Below are 21,664 nucleotides of genomic sequence, written 5' to 3' on the forward strand. Positions count from 1 at the left end.
GCCACCGCGCGAGTGCGCTCGCGTCGGCCATTGATACCGCGGACCCACGGCGGCACTGGCCGCCGTGTCCGGCGTCGCCGGTACACCCATCACGCATACCGGCGGGGCGAGAACCAGTCGTCGGTCGGGCGCGGGACCAGCAGCCTGGGGATCTCGTCCGCCCAGCTGAAGTCGGGTGTGGCCAGCGACCGTGCCCTGATCCGGCGCAGAGCGGCGGCCAGGATCTCGCGTTCCTTCTCCCGCAGCGCCAAGTGGTCGTCCTCACCGATCACAATGGACGGTGCCAGCTGGTGGAACGGCGGGAACTGGTAGGCGTCCTCGGTGTTGGTGAGCAGCGCGCTCATCGCGTCGCGCGGTGACATGTCACCGACGGCGTGCGCTCCCCGCTCGATCACGAACAGCTCGGCCAGCTTGGTCTCCGGCACGATCTGGCAGGGCATCAGCCGGTCCAGCGCGTACTTCGGCGGCGGAACGATCCGCTGGGTGAGCGCGTTCGTGCCCATGATCGGCACGTTGAGGTGGCTGAGGCTCAGCCCGAGCTGGCGGCCTTGCCGTGAGTGCAGCAGGCTCTGCAGCCACAACCGCCGCCACTCTCGGCGGGTCAGTTCGTCGGACCGCACCGCGCGCAGGGTGTGGTGGCTGATCGTCAGTGGCTTGGGGAAGCAGTCGACCCGGCCGTCACCGTGCAGCACGATCATGTCGTCGGAGAGGAACTTCGCGCTGTGCTCCCGGACCAGCCGGAGCACGGTGCCGGTCTTGCCGGTGTCGGTTCTGGCGGAGATCAGCACGCCGACACCGTCGAGTTCCAGGCATGCCGAGTGCAGCAGCATCGCGCCGCGCGACACCGTGACGAACCGCAGCAGCGCCTCGAGGATGTTCGTGTAGACCACGTGCGGCGACCGGCCGAGGCTGGGGGAAACGACCACCTCGATCTTCTCGCCGAGCGAGATCTGGAAGTTGGCGCCGAACCGGCCGAGGTGCTCGGCGTACTCGATCGCGGGTGGGCAGGTGAACTGGGTGATGACAGCGCGCGGCAATGGGCGCCTGCTGCCGACCGGGCCGACTCTGATCTGGATCTCGGTGTTGTTGTCGAGCCACTGCGCGCGGAAGTAGTCGAGTTCCGCGAGCCGCACTTGCGAGCCGATTGTCGCCACGTTCGGAACGCAGTAGCGGTATGGCAGGTACCGTGCCAGGTCGGAGGAGCGCTTCAGGGTGACACCCGTTGAGGCACTGGCGGAGGACGCGACATCGACGACGACCCGAATGGCTTCGCGCGCGGATTCTCCGGCCACCGGTTGGGCTCTGCGGTAGATCGCCGAGTCGGTCGCCACAAGCCGCACCGAGAACAGCAGGCCGAGGGTGATCGCGTTGGACAGCAGCACGCCCAGCCCGAGGCCGTCCACGAGCAGTGCGAGTATCGGCAGCCGCAATGCCAGCAACGCATGGTTGAGCAGGAAGAACCGGACTGCCCGGGAGGCCGTCGTGCCTGGTTTCACGCGTCGGTAGACGAGCGTCTCGGTGAGCACGAACAGCCAGGTTGTGGACGCCTCGGTGGCCAGTGCGGCGGCCAGCAGGTAGGGCAGGTCCAGCAGGTGGTCGTGCAGCAACCACAGCACGGCCGTGTTGACCAGTAGCCCGGACAGTCCGACCAGTCCGAATGCCCCCGCATGCACCAGCCATTTCTTCGGGGATGAGATCGCGCGGCGGTTCGACAGCGACGTTCGCAGTCGGACCAGGTGCCGCACGAACGTCATGCCTTCGCGCAGCGAGGCCTTGCGGCGCCCGGCCTGCCGCGGCTGCGTGGGGAATGGGACCTCTACTGTGCGGAGACCCGGGTGCCGGACCAGGATCTCCATCAGGATCTTGAACCCGGCCGACCGCAACCGGTCGAGGTCGAGCGCGGCACGGCGGACGGCGAAGAAGCCGCTCAGCGGGTCGCTCGGCTGGCCGAGCCGACGCGGGAAGGCGGCCTTGGCGACAGCGGTGGACAGAACGGACACCAGGTGCCGCGACGTGGCTATCACCACGTCCACGTCCCGTGATCGGCCGATCTCGGCCAGCCGGGGCGCGAGTACCGGCGGGTGCCGCAGGTCGCCATCCATCACCACGGCCCACATGCCGCGCGCCTGCGCCAGACCGGCGAGCACCGCGCCACCGAACCCACCGTGCCGCTCGCCCGGCCCGCGATGGATCAGCCGCATCGGGACGGGGGACAGCGCGGCCAGGGAAAGCACGACATCTCCGGCGCCGTCGTCGCTGTCATCGACGAGAAGGATTTCCATCGACGGTCCGGAATGCTCTTCGGAAAGTTGCCGAAACACGGTGGCGAGATTGTCGGTTTTGGTGCGGGCCGGAATGATGACGCTGATCTCGGGCGGCTGGCTTTTCCATGCCGGTCTGATATCGAGTGGCTTAATGCCCGGATCGACCTTGCTTATATTTTTCGTGTTGTTCTGCACGGCATCCCTTTCGCCCCCTCGCGCGGACCGGCAACCAGCTCGACGAGGGAAAGGCGAAGCGCAAGCAGTCGGACTGTCCCGCTGTTACGAGCTTGGTCGAGATTTCCATCCGACCTTTCTTTACGGTTGCGGAACTCGTCTTTGCTTTCCCTTCAGTGCTTGACTCGGAGACAGTCTGCTGGTCGAGGATTGAAAAGAACAGGTGGCCATTCGCTTGGCCTCGTCTCGCTATCGGTTGCGGGGCCGGAAAGGAGGCTACTTGCGGTCGCTTGTGTCTTGATATCACACTGGGTGCCCAGTGTGATCATTCTTCTCTTTCGTGATACCCGGGAGAACTGTCATGACGAATTCAATTGCCCGTCGCTCGCTGGCTGTGGCAGGCGCGGCACTCTTTGCGTCTGGGCTTCTGTCCGGGTCCGCCTCTGCCGGGGAAACGGTCACTGGGACGGATGCAGCGGTGCAACAGTTGCGGTGTAGCACCTACGTGGAAACCCCGTCGCGGGACGACGACACTGTAGGAGCGCGCGCGTCCACCACCTGTGGTCGTCGGGTGGACGTGGTCAGGGTGCGGGTACACCTGGAGAAATTCGAGGACGGCGAATGGAGGAATGTCGCGGAAGGCCGCGACCGGAATCAGGACGCTTACCAGGCGGTGGCCATCGCCGAAGTCCAGTGCCAGCGAGGCCGATACCGGGCGGTATCCGTGCACTTCGCAAGCGAAGGCACGGACACCGACAGCGAACGTCACGAGAGCGAAGCCGTCCAGATCTTCTGCCGCTGACCCCGCCGCTCGCTGTCCACAACGGACGCTTGGGTGGTGACGAGAAAGCCGTGGCATGTCGGCAATCGGTCAGGAATACCATTTCGGTCCCGCTGAAGGCGAGAAGGCACTTGTTCACCCGATGTATGGAGTTTTGGTGTTGTGCTGAGCTGTGTGCTCGCCGTTGTCGTGTTTCCAGCAGGCAGCGCCTCGTCGATCGCGGGAGGCGCCGAGGTACGACCCGGCAATTCCTTGGACTGCCCTCACCCTTCACCGACTTCAGCGTCAAGGTGATTCGGACCGAGCGTCATCCCAGGGGCATCAGCGATGCCCGCAACGCGGACATCGCCCTGCTCACGCTCGAACACCCGGTGTTCATCAGGCCCATCAGTCTGGTCGCCTCGGGCGACACTCGCCCTACCAGGACGCTGGCATCCGCCCCGAGGCCAGCGGTGGCCCGGCCTTCACCGAGACGACCGTGAACGGCAAGGTTCGGTACGTCCTGCTTGGGACGTCCAGTAACCACCGTGGCGCCAGCACATGGGTTTCGTTTTCCATTTCTTGATACGTTGGGAAGGGCTGTTATGGCGAATTCAATTGTTCGGCGCTCGGTGGCCGTGGCAGGTGTGACGCTCTTCATGTCCGGATTCCTGTCCGGGGCTGCCTCCGCCACGGAGGCGGTCGCCGGGACCGCTGAGGCGCTGTCGCGGTTTCAGTGCGAGCTCCGGGCGGATCCCCCGGAGCTAGAGGGCATAGGTGCTGTGGAAAGTGTGCGCGCGGAAGCCGAAGCCAACTGCTCCGACCGGGCGGACGTGTTCGGGGTGCAGATGTGGCTGCAGAAATACGACAACGAATGGATGAACATCGCGATTGATTTCGACCTGAAGATGGACGTTACCGAGGAGGAGGCCGAGGCCGAAGTTCGGTGCGAGTCAGGCCGGTACCGGACAGTAGCCATGTACTACGCACGCCGTGGCGAGGATTCCCACATGGATCGTAAAGAGAGCTGGCCGGTCAGTATCAACTGCCGCTGACCCTCTTCTCGCAGATTCAGCAGATTCATCGGGAAGGCCGCGACCCCGCAGTCAGTGCAGCGGTGCCGCGGCTTCCGCTGACGTCAAGGCTTGTCCACAATCGGCCAATCAACGAAACTCGCCACCTCAGTCCTCATGGGGCTTCAGGCGGAAGTCATGGCGTGTTCTGTGGTGGGTCGGGTACGGTGTGCATCGAGACGACGTGGAGTCCGAGGTTCTGGAACATCGCCAGAATCCCGTGCAAGTGCGAGTCGTCGACCACATCACCGTAGATGATTGTTTCGGGTGCGGCGGGAACGATGTGCATTTCACCAAACTCGTCGAAGGCGTGTCTGGCTCGTTCCGACACGTGCCCAGCCACGCGGAACTCGTAGCGTGTCTGTGACATGGGTGCCATCTCCTCAGGGAGGGATGATTGATGTGCGGCGGGCGGTCAGTTCCGTTCGCCGATGATGCCTGTTCCCTCGTCCCGGACGACTCCGCCATGGACGGCGACGGCCCAGATGACCAGTATGTCCAGAGCGATGACAATCGTCGTCCAGATGGGATGGGCGGCCATGAAGGCCAGTTGACTGACGGCGTTGAAGCTGACCAGGAGGACCGCGACGACGCGAGCCCACGCGGCACCAGTGAACAACGAGAGTCCGGCGAGGACCGCGCACACGCCGACAATGAGGTGGATCCAGCCCCACGTGGTCATGTCGAACACCAGGAGGCCGCTGCTGCTGAGGATGTAGTACTGGTTCCGGAACAGGGCGACGATGCCCTCGATCGCGGTGAAGAACCCGGTAATGATCAAGATGATCGCGGCGAAACCGATCCAGCCCGACCATGTCGAGCGACTGTGCACACCCATCTTTCCTCCTTGCGCCACCGCCGGAGATGTCACCGGCACCGGGATCACCTTCGCCGGTGCGGACGGGGTCCGCTTCGCCCGCACGAGGTGAGATGGATCGCCGAGTGGCCCCGTCCCGTTCGCGGCAGTGTGGTGAGAGACTGATGGCACGCACATTCCTACGCTGGAAGGCAGCGGGGATGCCGGAGGCACGATCAGGTGGGGTACGGCCGAGGATGCCGCGGACCAAGATCGTCGTGCCGGAACTGCCGGCGCGGTTGGTCTCCCGTTCTCGGTTGTGGACAGAGCTGGATCGAGCGGAGGACTGCGCGGTCACTCTGGTCCAGGCTCCCGCGGGTTTCGGCAAGACGCTGCTGCTGGCGGAATGGATCCAGCGAGGACACTCGTCGGCGACGGCGTGGGTGTCGTTGGACTCCGATGACAACGACGACCGGCGTTTCTGGTCGGCTGTGCTGGCCGCGCTGGATGCCTGCCCTGGTGTTCGTGCCGGCAACCCGTTGCAGGAGTTGACATTGCCTGCCCGGCCGAGCAGCGATCCTGGTTTTCTCGCCGAGATCGTCGACGTGCTGGACGACCTGCCGTCACCTGTGCGACTGGTACTCGATGACATGCACGAGCTCACGGCCGCGGAACCGTTGCAAGGCTTGGAAACGCTCATTCGCTTCCAGCCGGCCGGGCTCAGGCTGGTGTTGCTGACCAGGTTCGGTCCCCGGCTTCCGCTGACGCGGTTGCGATTGTCGGGCCAACTGCGGGAAGTATGCGCCGACAAGCTGAAGTTCACAATGGACGAATCCGATGCCCTGCTCGGGACAGCCGGCGTTCGGCTGTCCACGGTACAGATACAGCAACTCGTGCGGCACACCGAGGGATGGGCGGCCGCTTTGCGGCTGGTCGCCCAGGCACTGAACGAAACCGATGCCCAGGAGCGGTTCCTGGCCGATCCTGCCGCGGTCGACCGGGTCGTGGCAGGCTACCTGGTCGACGAGGTCCTGTCTTGTTTCCCGGATGCGACGCGGGATTTCCTGTGTGCGATCAGCGGATGCGAGGAGGTGTCGGCCTCGCTGGCCGCGGCGGTGTCCGGCCGGGCCGACGCCGGTGAGATGCTCTGCCGTCTCGAGCGCGAGACCACATTGGTCGTCAGCACTGGGACCGGACGACGTTGGTACCGCGTACATGCGTTGCTCCGCTCGCACCTGTACACCGAACTCCAGCGGCAAGCTCCCAATCGTGCCGCGACATTGCACGGTAACGCAGCCGACTGGCTCGCGGCGCACCATTGCCCGGCGCAGGCGATCGCGCACGCCTGTCTTGCAGGGGACTGCGAGCGCGTCGGCGCCCTGCTCCGGCGCAACGCACTGCCGCTGATCTTGTCTGGCGAGCACGTGGTGTTGCGCCGTGCTCTCGCTGTGCTGGGCGACGAATCGACCGTCGACGAGCCGTGGGCGGCACTGATCTCTGCGTTGTTGCACCTGGAGTCCGGCGAGCCGGCTGCGGCGTCGGCTGATCTGGCGCGCGCCGAAGCACTTCCGCCGGCAGACGAGACACCCGAGCTCAAATCCTTGCGGCAGTTCGTCCGTTCGTGCCTCGCCCAGTTCGCCGACATGGCGCGGATCACGGAGAGTCCCGGTTCGACCGCCGGGAACGTGCCGGCCGTCGACGCGCTGGCAAAGCTGCACCAGGGCACGGCGTTGCTGGCCGCTGCGAATCGGGCCCGGGCGTGTGAACGGATGCACGCCGCACTCGCGATCGCACGGGACAACGGCTACGAGTACCTATCAGCGCAATGTCTGACGATCCTCGGTCGCATCGCCGCAGCCGAAGGCGACTTCCGGCTGATGAGCGACCTGGCAACGTCGGTCGACGCACGGATCGCGGGCGGATTGCCCGCGAGGACGGCAGGCATGTGGGCGCGTCTGCTGCTCGCGTACGGCGCATTCCTGAGGGCGGAACCCGCTGAATGCCTGCGCCAGACGGCTCGGGCAGCTGGGCTGTTCGACACCGGGGTTCCAATGCCGAGCCAAAGCCTGAGCTTCCTCATGCGCACCCTGCGAGGCGCCGCCCAGTTCGACACCGGTGATCGTGCGGCAGGACTGCGGCAGATGCGCGAAGCCAGGCTGAACGCGGTAGGTGGCCACTTCGCACCGGACGACGTCGCGCTCGCCGTCGTCTTGGAACACAGGGCTGCGACGCTGCTCGGGTGGAGCGGCGTCGCCAATGCCGTGGTGCGCTGGGCGAAAGAGCTGATTCCGGCTTCGGGCGAAGTGCTGCTGGTCCGTGCCCGCGGTCAGTTGGCGCTGCATCGGCACGGTTCTGCCCGGACTGTTCTCAAGCCGTTGCTGGACGGCTCTGTCCGCCCGGCGCTCCCGTGGTCGACCGTCGAGGCGTGGTTGCTCAAGGCGGAGATCGCGCTCCGCACCGCACAGGCCTCTCAAGCGCGCCGCGCACTGCGGACAGCATTGTCGATCGCCGCGCCGATGGAGGCGCTGTATCCGGTCGTGTATGCCGCGCCCGAGGTGATGGCGCTGCTCGCCCGACAGGTGGGCAGGCTCGGTGCGGTCGATGAGTTCGCGAGTCGTGTACTCGTCGTCCGGAGTTCGATCGACACCACGTCGGCGCCGCCGGTATCGCTGACCGAGCGAGAACGCGGCGTGTTGCGCCTGCTGCCGACACAGCGTTCGTTCGCGGAGATCGCGCAGGATCTGACGGTATCGCCGAACACAGTCAAGACACATGTGCGGGCGATCTACACGAAACTCGGCGTGGGTACCCGCCGCGACGCCCTCGCGGTCGCCGTCGACCAGGGACTTCTCGAAGCAACGCGGTGGATCCCCGGTCCGAGAGCCTCCCACTAGCGCATGTCCGGGGATTGGGAACCAATGGCGGTATGTCCACGGATTCGGCGAATTACTTTCGAGTGGATGAGGCAGACCGCTCGAGATGGTGAGCTGCCCGGGTGTACGCCGGGGTGTGTCCCACGCACCAAGATCGCGATACCGCGGGTGCCGGTCAGCTTCGTCCGGCGAGAGCCGTTGCGGCACTTGCTCGACCAGGCAGGGGAAGTCCCGGTCATTGTCGTATGTGCGCCGGCCGGTTATGGAAAGACGCTCGCACTCGCGGATTGGGTCACGGCCGGCCCCGCGGCTTGGGTATCCCTCGATCGCGACGACAACGATGCCAGCCGGTTCTGGTCGGCTGTGCTCAGCGCCATGGCCGAATGTGTGCCCGACGACAACCCGCTACGGGACCTCGCCCCACCGGCAGTGGCCGACGAACCGGGTTTTCTCGCCGAAATCGTCGACGCCCTCGATGCGCTGGACAGTCCGCTGCGACTGGTGCTGGACGACGTGCACGAGATCGTGACGCCGCGGACGCTGCGCGGCCTCGAGACGCTCATTCGATATGTGCCCAAGGGACTTCGGCTGGTGCTGTCCACCCGGCTCGACCCTCCGCTCCCGTTGGCCCGATTGCGCGCGCAGGGCAATCTGGCCGAGATCCGGGCGAACCGGTTGCGGTTCTGTCGCGACGACGCCGCGGCAATGCTCCGTGCCGTGGGGGTCGAACTCGAGGACGAGCAGTTGCGGCTGCTCGTCGACCAGACCGAGGGATGGGCGGCTGGGCTGCGGCTGGCCGCCCTTTCGCTGCGAGACGCGGCCGACCGCGACGAGTTCCTCGCGGACTTCGCTGCCGACGACCGATCCGTGGCCGACTACCTCCTCGGCGAGGTGTTGACTCGTCTGCCGAGGCGGACCAGGCAGTTCCTGCGGGTGATCAGTATCTGCGACGAGGTGTCGCCACCCCTGGCGGCGACGCTGTCCGGGCTGGACGACGCCGGCGTGCTCCTGGATGTGCTGGAGCGTGAGAGTTCGCTGGTGACGAGTGTCGACGTGCGCGGGCAGCGGTATCGGATCCACACATTGCTGCGCTCTTACCTGCGCGCCGACTTCGACCGGCAGCATCCGGAGCGGACCGCCGAGCTGCACCGTATCGCCGCGACATGGTTCGCTTCCGAACAACGGGTGCTGGAAGCGCTCGACCACGCCGGACAGGCCGGGGATCGGGCCATGGTCGTGGCCCTCCTGCGCCGGCATGCCGTCATGTTGCTGGTCACCGGCGAGCACCATGACGTCACCCAGGCGTTGGCGCTGGCCGGCCCCGACATGATCGCGGAGGATCCTTCGCTTGCCCTGATATCCGCGTTCGCGCACCTCGCAGGCGGAGAGCTGACCGCGGCGGAGACGGATTTCGCTCGCAGCCACGCCATCTGGCCATCCAGATGCAGCACCGACATGGCGTTGCTCCGCTGGCTCGTGGGAGCCCATCTCGCGCTCGTCCGGGGCAAACCCCCGGCCGCGTTGATGACGGCGGAGTATCCAGGTGGGTTGCCGTCCATGGGCGCTGGGCTCGAGGCTTGGGCGCGAATGGCTGTCGGCTGGACTTCACTGTATTTCGCAGACCTGGGGACCGCCCGGCGAGAACTGCGGGAAGCTCTCCGGCTCGCCAGCGGGAATGGCTTCGATCACCTTGTCGTGCAATGCCAGACAGTCCTCGGCGTGGCTTGCGCTCTGGACGGTGACTATGTCGCGATGGCTGAGGCGTCGGCGGCGGCGATCAGCCTCGCGAGCGGGCGAGGCTGGTGCCGGTCGCCCTGGCTGGCGACCGACTACCTGATACTCGCCTTCGCACGCCTGCTGCAACTCGATCCGGCTGCATCGAGGCGCTACGCGGCGCAAGCCGAGCGGGTGAACCGTGTGGCGTCCGAGCCGAGACTGCGGTTCATGATCGGCTTCGTCGAAGGGGTCGCCCGATTCGACGCGGGCGACCGCTCGACCGGGTTGCACCGGATGAGGCAGGCGCGCCGGCAGCTCGGTAACGTTGTCCTGCTGCCGGAACTAGCCGCCACAGTCGCGGTCCTGGAGCATCGTTGCGCGCTCATGCTCGGGCAGTATGCCCACGCACGGGAGATCTTCGATTGGACGCGGGGCCGGATCGGCGACACGGCCGAGTTGTCCCTGCTGGAAGCGTGGTGGCTGGTCGCGACCGGGCGGGCTGGTGCGTCCGGGGCGCTGTGCAGTGCCTTGGACGGTGCCCGGCCCGAGTTGTGTCCTATCACTCGCGTCGCGGCTCTGCTGTTGGAGACGGCGATCGCGCTTCGCGCGGGGCGGCGGACCCAGGCGCGATGTGCGCTCCAGACCGCACTGGCGCTTGCCGAGCCGGTGCGGTTGATCCGGCCGTTCGGCGAAGCCGGGCCGATGGTGCGGCGGCTGCTGGCTGATCAACAGGGCGGCTTCGGGCCGCTGGACGACTTCGCCAGCCGGGTCTGCGAAGCGGTCACCGGTTTGGGTGTCGTGTGCGCACGTGGTGTCCTGACCCGGCGTGAGCAGGCCGTACTGACCCAACTGCCGTCACAGTGCTCGCTCGACGAGATCGCGTCGGATCTCACCTTGTCCGTGAACACGGTGAAGACGCATGTGCGCTCGGTTTACATGAAACTCGGCGTGAGCAACCGCCGCGCGGCTGTGGTCGCGGCCCGCGAACTCGGCTTGATCTAACCGGTCACGGGAAGAACGCAGCAGGGTCATTCGTCTGCCTCGCTGGGGGTGTGGACCTGCCAGCGGATTCTGATCACGGACGGTTCGAGCGACAGGCGGCTGACGACGGATTCCATCTGTTTGTCGTCGCGTTGGTCTCCGGCCAGTTCGGCGCGGACCTCGGCGTAGCCGTCGATGGTGCTGTTCGTGCTGGACACGGACAGCAGCCGGAAGTCGGTGCGGGTCAAGGCTTGCACCAGCAGGGCGCGGACGTGGGCTTCGGCGTAGTCCTTGGTTACGGCGAGGAAGGCGTACGAGGTGGGTTGGTCGTCCCCGGTGTTCGGTCTCCGATCCAGCGCGCGCCCGGCCGCGCGCAGCGCGACGTTGACCGCGATCACCACCACAGTGCCGATCGTGGCGACCTGATACAACCCGGCGCCGGCCAGGGCACCGACCGCGGCGGAGCACCACAGGGTGGCGGCGGTGTTCACGCCGCGCACGCTCAGCCCGTCGCGCAGGATCACCCCCGCGCCGAGGAACCCGATCCCGGACACGATCTGCGCCGCGATCCGCGTAGGGTCCGCCGAGCCGGAACCGACGTCCCCGAAGCCATAGGCAGACAGCAGCGCGAACAGGGTGGAGCCCACCGCAACGAGGGCGTTGGTGCGCAGCCCGGCCACCCAGGTCCGGAACTGGCGTTCGATACCGATCACCGCGCCGAGCCCGACACCGGCACCGACGCGCAGCGCCATCTCGACGGTCGTCATGCCCGCGTCATCCTCCTGTGTGGACTGTCACGATCACGACCCTGGCTGGCCCGAAACCCCGCCACAGGAAGGAGCGCACAACCACGACCGCCCCCGGCGAAGTTACAGCGGCGGCCACGACTGGCCGGGACACCGCAAACCGGGGGCATCTTCATCTGGCGGGTGCGCAGTACCAAGACGATCAACACCAGGGAGAGCAGGCCTTCGGTGAACCAACCCTCCTGGAACGCGGCTCGCTCGCCTGGGCTGTCGGTGCCCGAGGCCCACCACAGTGCGGCGAAGGTGGCCAGGTCGAACAGCGAGGACAGCGGGCTGAAGGTGAGCATGAACCGGGTCAGGTCCCCCAGCATCCCACCGGCGCGCGTAATCGGAGTCGACCCGATCCCACGGCAGCGCGAGCTGCGCGGTGTCGTAAAGCAGGTTCTGGATCATCAGCTGGATGGGCAACATCGGCAGGAACGGCAGCATGCCGCCGGCCACCAGGACGCTGAGCCCGTTGCCGAGGTTCAAGCTCGTGGTGATCTTGACGTACTTCAGGCTCGGACACCGGGCGCGTCCACACGGCGATCATCCGCCGCCCCGCCGGGTCGTCGGGGTCCACCATCCACCGGGCGCGCAACCCCGACGGGTCACGAACAATGTGCATACTCATATCGGCTACTCCCCTTCACCTCAGGGGCGTGCGCACACAAGCCGGACATGTCGACAGACCAGAAGACCCAGCTGCGTGCCCAGGACCCGATGAACCCAGTGCTCAACACAGCGCTCATCGCTCAGCCTCGCCACCGCACTCGCCCGCCGCCCGCCGCAGTAGTGACGGAACCCAGCTGAAGAAACGCACATCAACACGGTCAGACCGGCCATAACCTTCGACCGCGTCATCAAACTTTTCATGGTCGGAATTTCTCGATTGTCGTATGGAAAGAGAGTGCTGCTTCTCCAGTCTGTGACTGGCATCACGAGCGCTACAAGAAGCCATGCTCTCGGCCTCTCGCCCGGCTGTTGCACGATCTTTTGGTGACACCGGGCTGGCTGTGGGGAGAGTGTTTGTCCCGTAAGGGAAACTGGGCTTGGCGAGGGTCCAGGTTCGCTGTAGGTTCCTCGGCCCCAACGTGCCTCGTGACTGGGCACGAGCCTCACCCGCTGAGGATGAGATCGCCGGAGTGGGGTGGTGCCGGCCGGGTTGAGGCACTGGAATCCGTCTGCTTTGCGCGGCCAGACAAGCCAGTCATCCCACCTTCGTGAGGTGATGTCCGGCCCGGCGGGTCCGCGCACACTCAGGTGCCCCAAGGAATGTGGCGGCAAGAGGAGACGACAATGGCCACGTTGACCATCTGGCGGTTCGACACTCCCGGCGGCGCGAACCAGGCGGTGCGTACCCTCGAGTCCTTGGCCGCGTCGAGTCTGATCACGCTCCACGACGCGGCGATCGTGTCGTGGGCGGAAGGCGCGAAGAAGCCGAAGACGAAGCAGTTGCGCAACCTCGCCGGCCGAGGTGCCCTCGGCGGGATGTTCTGGGGGATGCTGTTCGGGGTGATCTTCTTCGTGCCTCTGCTCGGAGCGGCGATCGGGGCGGCGACCGGCGCGCTGGTGGGTGTGTTCTCCGATGTCGGTATCGACGACCGGCTGATCGCCCGGGTTCGTGAGGAGGTCACCCCGGGCACGTCGGCGTTGTTCCTGTACAGCTCGGATGCCGTACTGGACAAGATCAAGGAGGCGATGGCCGGTCAGGGCAGGCCGGAGTTGCTGTTCACCAACCTGTCCAACGAGCAGGAGGAAGCCTTGCGCGCGGCGTTTGCCGAGGAACCAGATCCGCCGTTGAAGTGATCCGCGGCGATGCTGTTCGCGCTGGCCACCCAGCAACTGCTGATGGCCTACGACTCGACCGCGATGAATGTCGCGTTGTCCGACATCGTCAAGGATCTCGGGACCACGCTCACCGGTGTCCAGTCGGCCATCTCGCTCTACGCACTGGTGATGGCCGCCCTGATGATCAGCGGCAGCAAACTCGGCAGTCGGCACGGGTATGTCCGGGTGTTCATGGCCGGTGCGGTGATATACGGCACCGGTGCCGTCGTCACCGCGCTGAGCCCGAACCTGCCCGTGATGCTCTTGGGCTGGTCCCTGCTCGAAGGAGTGGGCGCGGCATTGGTCTTTCCCGCAATTCTGTCGATCGCGACTGCGAGGTTCGATGCTGCCACGCGTACGAAGGCGTTGGCTCTGATCGGGGTGATGGCCGGGGTCGGCGCGGCGCTTGGCCCGATCGTCGGTGGGGTGATCACGAGGTTCCTGACCTGGCGGGTGTCGTTTCTGATGGAGACAGTCGTCACGCTGCTGGTGGTTCTGCTCATGCGCCGGGTTGTCGAGCAGCGTGGTCCGCGACCCGGGCGTGCTTTCGACGTTCTGGGCGCGGTGTTGTCGGCGCTTGGGTTTGGGTTGGTCGTGGCGGCTACCCTGGCTGCCGGCCGGTACGGCGTGTTCGCCGCTCGTGACGATCTCATCCTTTTTGGACGGACAGTCATCGTGAAGGGTGGTGTGGCGCCGACGGTGTGGCTTGGCGTGGCGGGCCTGTGCACGCTGGTCGCGTTCGGGTGGTGGGAACATCGCCGCGTCGTGCGGGGCAGGAACCGCTCGTCCGGATCGACGTGCTGCGTGACCGTACGACGCGGGTGGGCTCGTGGTGCCTGGCTGTGCAGTTCTTGGTGACGGCGGGAGTTCTGTTCCTTGTTCCGGTGTTCGTTCAGACCACTCTGGACTATGACGCGTTGCGGAGTGGCCTCACACTCCTGCCGGCCACGGCCACGCTCATCGTTGCGGCGGCAGCGTTTTCCGCTCTGGTCGGCGCGCGCCGGGCGACACACAAGTCGATCATCGTCGTCGGTTTTCTCGCGATCGCGGGTGGTGCTGTTCAGGTCGCGCTCATGCTGGGACCGGGCATCTCGGGGTTGGATCTCGCGCCGGGCCTTGTGCTTGCCGGGCTTGGCCTTGGTGCGTGTGCCATGTTGCCGGACCTGGTGCAGTCCTCCGCTCGGCCGGACAACGTCAGCGATGTCGCCGGGCTGTCTCGCAGCGTGTCCTATCTCGGCCAGTCGGTGGGAGTCGCGCTCGGTGGTGTGGTGTTGCTCGGGGTGCTGCTCAGTTCGTTCGCGGCGGGTGTGCGCGACAGCCAGGTCCTGACCGGCCAGCAGAAGTCTGTGGTGACACAGACTGTCGAGTCCGGACTGCAGGCCGCTGCGGTGAGTGACGCCCAAGCCGTGGCCGTGTTGGCGGACAAGGGGATTACCGGTCCTGCGGCCGACGAACTCGTCCGGATCAATGCCGCGGCGCGAGTGGATGGATTGCGGGCCGCGGTCCTTGCCATGGGCGTGTTGGCGCTCATCGGCATGGCGTTGGCCATGCGTCTGCCTCGCCGGCCACGACTGCACTCAGTACCGGACCGCTAAGAAACATGCACAGGGGCCCGGCGGACTCCAACCCAGCCGGTGCAACAGATGGGACACACCCCGTGGGGTATAGGAGACCCGAAACAGCGTCCGGATCAACTGTGCCACCTGCGCCAGCGTCCAGTGCTGATCATCGCTCCAGCCATGCACCGCAGGCCCAGCGTCCAATGCGGACCGCAACCGCACCAACTGCTGGGCGGTCAGCTTGCCCGGCCCACCCGCCGCACCGCGCGAGACCAGCGCCGCGGTTCCCGTGCACCCAGTCCCGCCGCCATGCATACGCCGACTTCGCCGACACCCGTAGCCAGTCGGCCACCTCCACCGGACTGACGCCACTGGCGAACAGTTCGGCCGCCTGCAACCGCACCGCTTCACGTTTGGCTCGTCCCTGCGCGGTCAGGGGCTTCCCTCCGAGTCACCTGCCTGTTCACCTTGCCCCTCGGGGCCGCGTCAACGGCCTCTTTTCTGGCGGGCGCCCTCAAGGCATGGCCGAGTACGGGATACCTAGACGGCAAGAATTTCGAAGCACCGCGTTCAGGTCGCCGAGGGGATCCCCACTTCCGCTCTGATTTTTCCATGCATCGGATCTGTCTCAACCTTACAGAAGGAGAATCGCGTGAAACGTATTCTTTCTGCTCTTGCCGCGGCGGCCAGTATCGCCGCGCTGGTGCTGGGGACCGCCAGCACCGCGACCGCGGAAGAGAGACAGTGGCCCAGCAGGCGCCCCCGGTCTACATCAGCGAGGTCGCCACCCGCGGTACCGGCCCCGCCGGGGCATTCCAGGACTACATCGAGATCACGAATCCCAGCTTCAGCCAGGTGCCCATCGGAGGTCTGCAGCTGCAGGCGATGGCCGGGCAGCAGCTCGTCACGATCCCGATCCCGATGGGCGTCGTCTTGGGGCCGAGGCAGATGTACACGATCGCCCACGCCCAGTTCACCGGTTGCGTACCCGACCAGGTCTTCACCGAGAACCTCCCTAGTACCAGGTCCCTCCAGCTGCTGCTGGGCACGCCAGGGGGCGCTCGTGTGGATGTCGCGACGGTTCCCCCACACCCGGCAGGTTGGCCAGGTTGTCGCTTCACCGGGTCGCGTTTACCGGAAGCCCTGCCGACTTTGCTCCGGGTCCGCGGACTCCGTGTGTCTTCGACACGACCGCTCCCTCCGCCCGGTGACGCCGGTTAACCACATAACCGATATTTTCGCTGCCGTTTCATACGTACCACTAGGCTGCTTTAGGAACGGCGAATTTAGGAACGGCGAAGCCCGGGTCGCTAACGCGAGCCGGGCTTCGCCGTCGTCCGGACCACCCACGCTCCCGAGACCAGCCCTCTGGTGTTCCGCCGCTTGTCCGGCGAAACCTCTGTCACGCTACCAACGCCCGCCGGATCAACCTCGCCCAAGCCGGCGGCTGGGACGTCTGTGTCATCGCCTCGCCCAACGGACGCCGGTTCATCGACGTCGACGCGCTGTCTGCCAAGACCGGGCACACCGTGCGCAGTCAGTACAAAGAGCCCGACGCACCTGACATCCTCCCGCCCGCCGACGCGATGATCGTCGCCCCGATCACCTGCAACTCACTCGCCAAGTGGGCAGCTGGGATCTCCGACACGCTGCCCCTCGGCCTGCTCGTCGAAGCCGTCGGCAAACGCGAGCCCGTGGTGGCGATGCCGTTCTCCAACTGGGCACAGATCAGCTTCCCGGCCGTCCACGACGCCATGCGCAAGCTCACTGACTGGGGTGTCACCGTGCTTGTCGGCGACGACGTCTACAAGCAACACGAACCTGGCACCGGAGAGAACTACATCCACCTCTTCCCGTGGCACCTCGCCTGGCAAGCACTCCTCAGCCACCCCTGGCACTCCCAGAACAAGTAAACGATCGGCACCGGCGCCGGCGCCGCACCGGAACGCGAAGTTACTGTCCACAAAGGATCAGTATTCGGGTGTTCGACCATCCCACCGGGAAAGCAGGGGCCTGTGACGCCTCGCGCCGGACGGCCTGTCCCGTGTGGACGATCAGGGCTACCTTGCTCGGCGGGTCGCCTGAAGGATGGCGATCGGGCGTTCGCCTGCGGCCTTGAGTGCGGCTCGTGTGCGTAGATAGCGGGGGAGTTCGCAGGTGGGGACAGGGCTGTTGATCGCCGCGCGCAAGGTCCTGGCTTCGCTCAGCAGGCGGGCCGTGTCCTCCCAGCGGCGCTGGTCGGACGCGATCGCCGCCAAAGCCTCGAGCACGCTGGCCATCCGCCACCGGTCGCCGAGTTTGCGGTGCAGGGTAAGGCTTCGTTCAAGCAGCGTGCGGGCTTCGTCCGAGCCGGTTGCGTGGCGTACCAGGCCGAGCAGGTTGAGCGTCCAGGCGATTCCTTCCAGGCATCCGTTGTGCTCGGAAATCGCGAGGGTCTTGGTGAGCAGCCGGAGCGCCTGTGTGTTGTCGCCTCGGTAATGCGCTACCGCGCCTAGGTGCATGAGGGCACTGGCGGTCGACTCGCCGTCGCCTAGTTCCTCGAAGCGGCGCAGGCTTTCGCGCGCCCACTCGGCGGCTGAGTCGAAATCGCCGCGCAGCCATGCGGTGAAGGCACACAGCTGCAGGGCTCGCGCGATGCCTGGAGCGTCGTCCGTGGCTTGGAAGGTCTCCAGAGCGGACCGGTAGTAGCCCAGGGCCTGCTGGTAGCTGGCATGCTCCCGGCAGATCGAGCCGAGCAGCAAGCGGGTGCTGGCGATGCCATGCGCGTCTCCCACCGACTGGTACAAGTCCAGAGACTGCTCGGCCAGCCGTACGGCCTTGTCGTACTCGCATTGGAGGAAGGTGAGGGTGACAGCTCCGGAAAATGCCTTGGCCCGCAGGTCGTTGGGGGCTTGCGCACCATGATCCAGCGCGTCCGCCAGCCATTTTCGGCCGTCCCCGTAGTATCCGCGCAGCCTGCAGTACCGGGAGAGGGAGCCGGCCAGTCGCAAGGCGAGCGTGGGATCAGCAGCAGTGACCGCCCAAGCGACGGCGGCTCGAAAGTTCTCATGCTCAGCGGCCAGCCGGTCCAGCCACTCCACGGCGTTCGTGCCGTCGAGGCGTTCTTCCGCCTGCTCGGCCAGCGCCAGGTAGAATTCGGCGTGTCGTCGCCGCGCGTCGGCCAGTTCGTCTCCCACGAGCTGAGCAGCGGCGAACTTGTGGATCGTGTCAAGCAAACGGTAACGCGCGACAGCGGTTTCCTTGGTCACCAATGACTTCTCGACCAATCGGCCCAACAGGTCGGCCGCGTCGTCGTGCGGCCACAGTGCCGTGACGCCCGCCAGCCCAAAACTCCCGGCGAACACGGCGAGCCGCCGGAACAGTGCGCGTTCGTCGGGATTGAGCAGGTCGTAGCTCCACTTGATGGTCGTGTGCAGTGCTCGATGCTGGGGACGTGCGACATGACTGCCGGAGAAGAGCGTGTGAAAGCGGTCGTGCAGGTGTGCGGCGATCTGGCGAACTGGAAGCGCTGCCGCGCGAGCCGCCGCCAGTTCGAGAGCGAGTGGTAGTCCGTCCAAGCGCGCGCAGATCAGGGCTACATCGTGTGCGGTAGCCTCGTCTGTGCCGATCTCGGCACCAGCGTCCTGTGCCCGGTCGAGGAAGAGCCGGACCGCGTCGTAGCGGAGAAGATCCCGGTAGGGATGTGCGGCGCCGGGGTCCGGGGTGGCCAAGGGCTGCAGAGCGTGGACCGTTTCACCGGGCACATGCAGTGGCTCTCGGCTCGTTGCCAGGATCTGTAGCTCGGGGCAACTGGGGAGCAGCGCACAGGCCAGCTGTGCGCAGGTGCCGATGAGATGCTCGCAGTTGTCGAGGACCAAAAGCAGCGCTTGATCCGCCAAGTGGTCGGCCAGGCTGTCGATGACACTGCGGCCGCCCTGCTCGCTCACGCCAAGAGCGTCGGCGACCGCCCGCGATACGAGGTGGGTTTCGGTCAGTGGGGCCAGATCCACGAAACAGACGGGTTTGGCGTACTGCGCCGCTATGGCCACGGCCAGCCGCGTCTTGCCACAGCCTCCGGGGCCGGTAAACGTCACCAGACGTCGCTGGGCCAGCGACTCCCGCACCGTTGCCATGTCCGCATGCCGGTCGACAAGGCGGGTGAGCGGCACCGGCAGGCGGCCTCTGAAGCCTTGACCGGTCACGGTGGCTTCCGGAGCGACCCACTGATCGAGCGAGGGATCGGCGGTGAGTATGGCTGTTTCGAGCTGGCGTAACTTAGGGCCTGGTTCGATTCCCAGTTCTTCGATCAGTGTGGCGCGGGCGCGCTGGAAGGCGGCCAAGGCATCGGCTTGCCGGCCCGAGCGGTACAGGGCAAGGATCAGCAGTTCCCACAGCTGTTCCCGGAATGGGTGCTGGATGATGAGGAACTCCAGTTCGCCGATGGCGGTGACGTGTTCGCCAAGGGAGAGGCGGGCGCTGATCAGGTTCTCGGTAGTGGCGACTCTGGCCTCATTGAGCCTGGTTGTCTCGGCCCGCCGCCATTCGCTGGAACGGCAGTCGGTCAATGCCTCGCCACGCCACATCGTCAACGCACTCTGCAGCAACTCGGTTGCTGTCTTCGGGTCTCCTGCCGCCAATGCGTTCCGCCCTCGAGCGGAGAAGGTCTCGAAGCGGATGGCGTCGACCGCGTCCTCGGGGACGCACAGTACATAGCCGGAATCCCGGGTGGCGATCAGATCCGTCAGACCGACCTCGCGAAGCCGACGGCGCAGGTGAGCCAGGTGGCTATGCAGGGTTTTCGAGGCAGCTGGCGGTCCCGCGTCATCCCACAACGCATCGATGAGCGCCGTACGAGTCACCGTCTTGTCCGGCGTTAATGCCATGCGGGCGATCAGAGTGCGTTGGCCGCTCCCGTGCAACTCCGCCATTCCGCTGGGTCCGGCTACCTCTGTCGGCCCCAACAGACAGATCTTCACGTTTTCCGGCATCCCACCCCCAGCTGCTTCCCAATCCGCAGGCCCGACACGGATCTGAGAATAACCGATGGTATCCCCTCTCTAGGGCGAGAAAGGGGCTGAGCATGGCTAAGTAGTGTCATTGTCTCAAATTAGACAAATCGAGATGTTGTGTTCCATGGCACTGGCCTTGATCGTTCGCCTGGGTGACAGGTTGGTTCCCGGTCCCCGGATGGATCTTCGGTTTGATTGTCGATGTTGTTGTCAAGGTGCGGTTCAGGCTGGATGCCCGACTGTCGATCCCCTCCTTGCCAGGATCGTGTGAGACACCCGGTGTGAGTACCGGGGTTCCTGACCAAGGGCGGGATCGGAGATCCTTGTGTACGTGTCCACCCCCTCTGACTCTGATGACCAGCCCGGCCCGTCGACTCCGGCGGCCGATCCCGCGCCACGACCGTCTCGGCGGGTGTTCGGCCCGGAGTACAAGCTGGCGATCGTCACCGAGTACGAGAACGCCCCCAACGGCGAGAAAGGCGCGATCCTGCGCCGGGAAGGCCTGTACTCCTCCCACGTCATCGAATGGACACGAGCCCGGGACGCGGGCACGCTGACCGACGGATCCGGCGGCGCCGTCGAAGCGCCCCAGGAAATCAGCTGAGCAGCTCGAGTTGGAGGAACTCCGACGCCGCAACGCAAAGCTGGAAGCTGACCTCACCAAAACCAGGCTGGCGCTGGACATCATGGGAAAAGCACACGCACTCTTGGAAGAACTCTCCGAGAGTGCGGACAACGACGAGCCGCCGAAGACATCATGACGACCGCGTTCACCGAACTGCGCGATGCCCAGATGTCCGTGCAGAAATCCTGTGCGCTGACCGGGATTTCCCGAGCCACCTACTATCGGCACGCCAACCCCCGGGCGGCCAAGCATGGTCCGTGGCTGCCCCCGCACACCACCGCCATCGGCACTGACCGACAGAGAACGAGCGGCCGTGCTCGCCCTGCTCGCCAGCCGTCGCTACGCCGACCTGGCGATCCCGCAGGTCTGGGCCCGCGAACTGGACGAGGGCCGGTATCACTGCTCGATCTCCACGATGTACCGCATCGCCCGCGCCGCCGGCCAGGTCTCTGAACGTCGCCACCACGCGACCCATCCGCCCCGGGTCCGCCCGGAGTTGGTCGCCCGTGGCCCCAGCGAGGTGTGGTCCTGGGACATCACCGCGTTGAAAGGACCGGCGAAAGGGATTTGGTACAAGTGCTACGTCGTCCCGGATATTTTCTCCCGCTATGTCACCGGCTGGCTGGTGGCCGCGGCCGAGGACGCGATCCTGGCCAAGGACTTCCTGACCGACGCGGTCGTGCGCAACGGATGCGAGCCGCACACCATCCACGCCGACCGGGGCGGGGCGATGGTCTCCAAACCGGTCTCCGAACTCCTGACCGACCTCGGTGTGCTGTGGTCTCATTCCCGCCCCCGGACCTCGAACGACAATCCGTATTCCGAGGCGCAGTTCAAGACGATGAAGTACATGCCGGACTTTCCCGACCGGTTCGGGTCGCTGGCCGACGCCCGCGCGTTCTGTGAGAGTTTCTTCCTGGCCTACAACCATGAACACCGGCATTCCGGGATCGGGATGCACACCCCGGCCTCGGTCCACTTCGGCACGGCCGAGCAGATCCATACCCAGCGGCAGGTCACCTCAACCGGGCCTACGCCGCGCACCCAGAACGCTTCACCCGCCGGCCCCGGCCACCCGCACTGCCCGAGGTGGCCTGGATCAACCAGCCCATCGAACAGCCACAACCAGCCCCATAGGCAAACCGTCTCAATTGGACTTGACAACTACCGATCTGCTGACACGAATGACACGATCGGTCACCACGAGCGGTGTACACCGTCTGACGAGTGAGTAGCGAGT

General features: G+C 65.9%; 19 protein-coding genes. 11 read left to right on the plus strand and 8 right to left on the minus strand.

Annotated features, from left to right (window positions below):
- Positions 1-89: 89 nt before the first annotated feature.
- Complete coding sequence (locus B9C43_RS31840; protein ID WP_084430566.1) at positions 90-2,459, minus strand: GtrA family protein; 2,370 nt, start codon at positions 2,457-2,459, stop codon at positions 90-92.
- A gap of 550 nt (positions 2,460-3,009) precedes the next feature.
- Here B9C43_RS31840 and B9C43_RS31845 point away from each other — a divergent pair.
- Together B9C43_RS31845 and B9C43_RS31850 are read left to right on the plus strand one after the other, a co-directional pair.
- A complete protein-coding gene (locus B9C43_RS31845; protein WP_084430567.1) occupies positions 3,010-3,240 on the plus strand; it encodes a hypothetical protein in 231 nt (76 codons plus the stop codon).
- A 563-nt stretch (positions 3,241-3,803) separates the two neighbouring features.
- Complete coding sequence (locus B9C43_RS31850) at positions 3,804-4,253, plus strand: hypothetical protein (protein ID WP_084430568.1); 450 nt, start codon at positions 3,804-3,806, stop codon at positions 4,251-4,253.
- A 154-nt stretch (positions 4,254-4,407) separates the two neighbouring features.
- Here the strand turns inward: B9C43_RS31850 and B9C43_RS31855 are convergent, their stop codons facing one another.
- Together B9C43_RS31855 and B9C43_RS31860 are read right to left on the minus strand one after the other, a co-directional pair.
- Positions 4,408-4,641: a hypothetical protein gene (locus tag B9C43_RS31855; RefSeq protein ID WP_033380518.1), complete on the minus strand. Its 234-nt coding sequence runs from the start codon at positions 4,639-4,641 to the stop codon at positions 4,408-4,410.
- A gap of 45 nt (positions 4,642-4,686) precedes the next feature.
- Positions 4,687-5,109 (minus strand): DUF7144 family membrane protein, encoded by a 423-nt coding sequence (locus tag B9C43_RS31860; protein WP_051894842.1) that lies wholly within the window; start codon positions 5,107-5,109, stop codon positions 4,687-4,689.
- A 143-nt stretch (positions 5,110-5,252) separates the two neighbouring features.
- Here B9C43_RS31860 and B9C43_RS31865 point away from each other — a divergent pair, with 143 nt between their 5' ends.
- Positions 5,253-7,961, plus strand: coding sequence for a winged helix-turn-helix domain-containing protein (locus tag B9C43_RS31865; protein WP_160096824.1), 2,709 nt, complete (start codon positions 5,253-5,255; stop codon positions 7,959-7,961).
- A 66-nt stretch (positions 7,962-8,027) separates the two neighbouring features.
- Entirely contained in the window at positions 8,028-10,658 is a 2,631-nt protein-coding gene (locus tag B9C43_RS31870; protein WP_160096826.1) for a winged helix-turn-helix domain-containing protein, read from the plus strand.
- Between the two features lie 26 nt (positions 10,659-10,684).
- On the opposite strand, the gene B9C43_RS31875 is transcribed toward B9C43_RS31870, so the two are convergent.
- Together B9C43_RS31875 and B9C43_RS31880 are read right to left on the minus strand one after the other, a co-directional pair.
- The gene (locus B9C43_RS31875) at positions 10,685-11,404 is read right to left on the minus strand and encodes an MgtC/SapB family protein (RefSeq protein WP_033380517.1); all 720 of its coding nucleotides are present in this window, start codon (positions 11,402-11,404) and stop codon (positions 10,685-10,687) included.
- The gene (locus B9C43_RS31880; RefSeq protein WP_084430571.1) at positions 11,401-11,754 is read right to left on the minus strand and encodes a hypothetical protein; all 354 of its coding nucleotides are present in this window, start codon (positions 11,752-11,754) and stop codon (positions 11,401-11,403) included. The genes B9C43_RS31875 and B9C43_RS31880 overlap by 4 nt, the downstream gene beginning before the upstream one ends.
- A gap of 967 nt (positions 11,755-12,721) precedes the next feature.
- On the opposite strand from B9C43_RS31880, the gene B9C43_RS31885 reads away from it, so the two are divergent.
- Genes B9C43_RS31885 through B9C43_RS31895 form a run of 3 tightly spaced genes read left to right on the plus strand, consistent with a single transcriptional unit; the run spans position 12,722 to position 14,847 of the window.
- On the plus strand, positions 12,722-13,231 hold the full coding sequence (locus B9C43_RS31885; RefSeq protein ID WP_033380515.1) for a DUF1269 domain-containing protein: 510 nt from the start codon (positions 12,722-12,724) through the stop codon (positions 13,229-13,231).
- Between the two features lie 9 nt (positions 13,232-13,240).
- Positions 13,241-14,110: an MFS transporter gene (locus tag B9C43_RS31890; RefSeq protein WP_084430793.1), complete on the plus strand. Its 870-nt coding sequence runs from the start codon at positions 13,241-13,243 to the stop codon at positions 14,108-14,110.
- Positions 14,074-14,847: an MFS transporter gene (locus B9C43_RS31895; protein WP_235038966.1), complete on the plus strand. Its 774-nt coding sequence runs from the start codon at positions 14,074-14,076 to the stop codon at positions 14,845-14,847. The genes B9C43_RS31890 and B9C43_RS31895 overlap by 37 nt, the downstream gene beginning before the upstream one ends.
- Here B9C43_RS31895 and B9C43_RS60215 read toward each other — a convergent pair.
- Together B9C43_RS60215 and B9C43_RS60220 are read right to left on the minus strand one after the other, a co-directional pair.
- Positions 14,830-15,033, minus strand: coding sequence for a helix-turn-helix domain-containing protein (locus B9C43_RS60215; RefSeq protein WP_407657137.1), 204 nt, complete (start codon positions 15,031-15,033; stop codon positions 14,830-14,832). The genes B9C43_RS31895 and B9C43_RS60215 overlap by 18 nt on opposite strands.
- Positions 14,978-15,214, minus strand: coding sequence for a helix-turn-helix domain-containing protein (locus B9C43_RS60220; RefSeq protein WP_200825783.1), 237 nt, complete (start codon positions 15,212-15,214; stop codon positions 14,978-14,980). Before B9C43_RS60220 ends, B9C43_RS60215 begins: the two co-directional genes overlap by 56 nt.
- 341 nt (positions 15,215-15,555) lie before the next feature.
- On the opposite strand from B9C43_RS60220, the gene B9C43_RS31905 reads away from it, so the two are divergent.
- Positions 15,556-16,032: a lamin tail domain-containing protein gene (locus B9C43_RS31905; protein WP_084430573.1), complete on the plus strand. Its 477-nt coding sequence runs from the start codon at positions 15,556-15,558 to the stop codon at positions 16,030-16,032.
- 203 nt (positions 16,033-16,235) lie between these two features.
- Positions 16,236-16,724 (plus strand): flavoprotein, encoded by a 489-nt coding sequence (locus B9C43_RS31910; protein ID WP_084430574.1) that lies wholly within the window; start codon positions 16,236-16,238, stop codon positions 16,722-16,724.
- 147 nt (positions 16,725-16,871) lie between these two features.
- Here the strand turns inward: B9C43_RS31910 and B9C43_RS31915 are convergent, their stop codons facing one another.
- Complete coding sequence (locus B9C43_RS31915; RefSeq protein ID WP_084430575.1) at positions 16,872-19,778, minus strand: AfsR/SARP family transcriptional regulator; 2,907 nt, start codon at positions 19,776-19,778, stop codon at positions 16,872-16,874.
- A gap of 352 nt (positions 19,779-20,130) precedes the next feature.
- Between B9C43_RS31915 and B9C43_RS55870 the strand changes: the two genes are divergently transcribed.
- Together B9C43_RS55870 and B9C43_RS31925 are read left to right on the plus strand one after the other, a co-directional pair.
- A complete protein-coding gene (locus B9C43_RS55870; protein WP_143446743.1) occupies positions 20,131-20,403 on the plus strand; it encodes a hypothetical protein in 273 nt (90 codons plus the stop codon).
- 334 nt (positions 20,404-20,737) lie between these two features.
- A complete protein-coding gene (locus tag B9C43_RS31925; RefSeq protein WP_235038967.1) occupies positions 20,738-21,655 on the plus strand; it encodes a DDE-type integrase/transposase/recombinase in 918 nt (305 codons plus the stop codon).
- Positions 21,656-21,664 lie beyond the last annotated feature (9 nt).

Source organism: Kibdelosporangium aridum, assembly GCF_900176515.1.
Lineage (GTDB): Bacteria > Actinomycetota > Actinomycetes > Mycobacteriales > Pseudonocardiaceae > Kibdelosporangium > Kibdelosporangium aridum.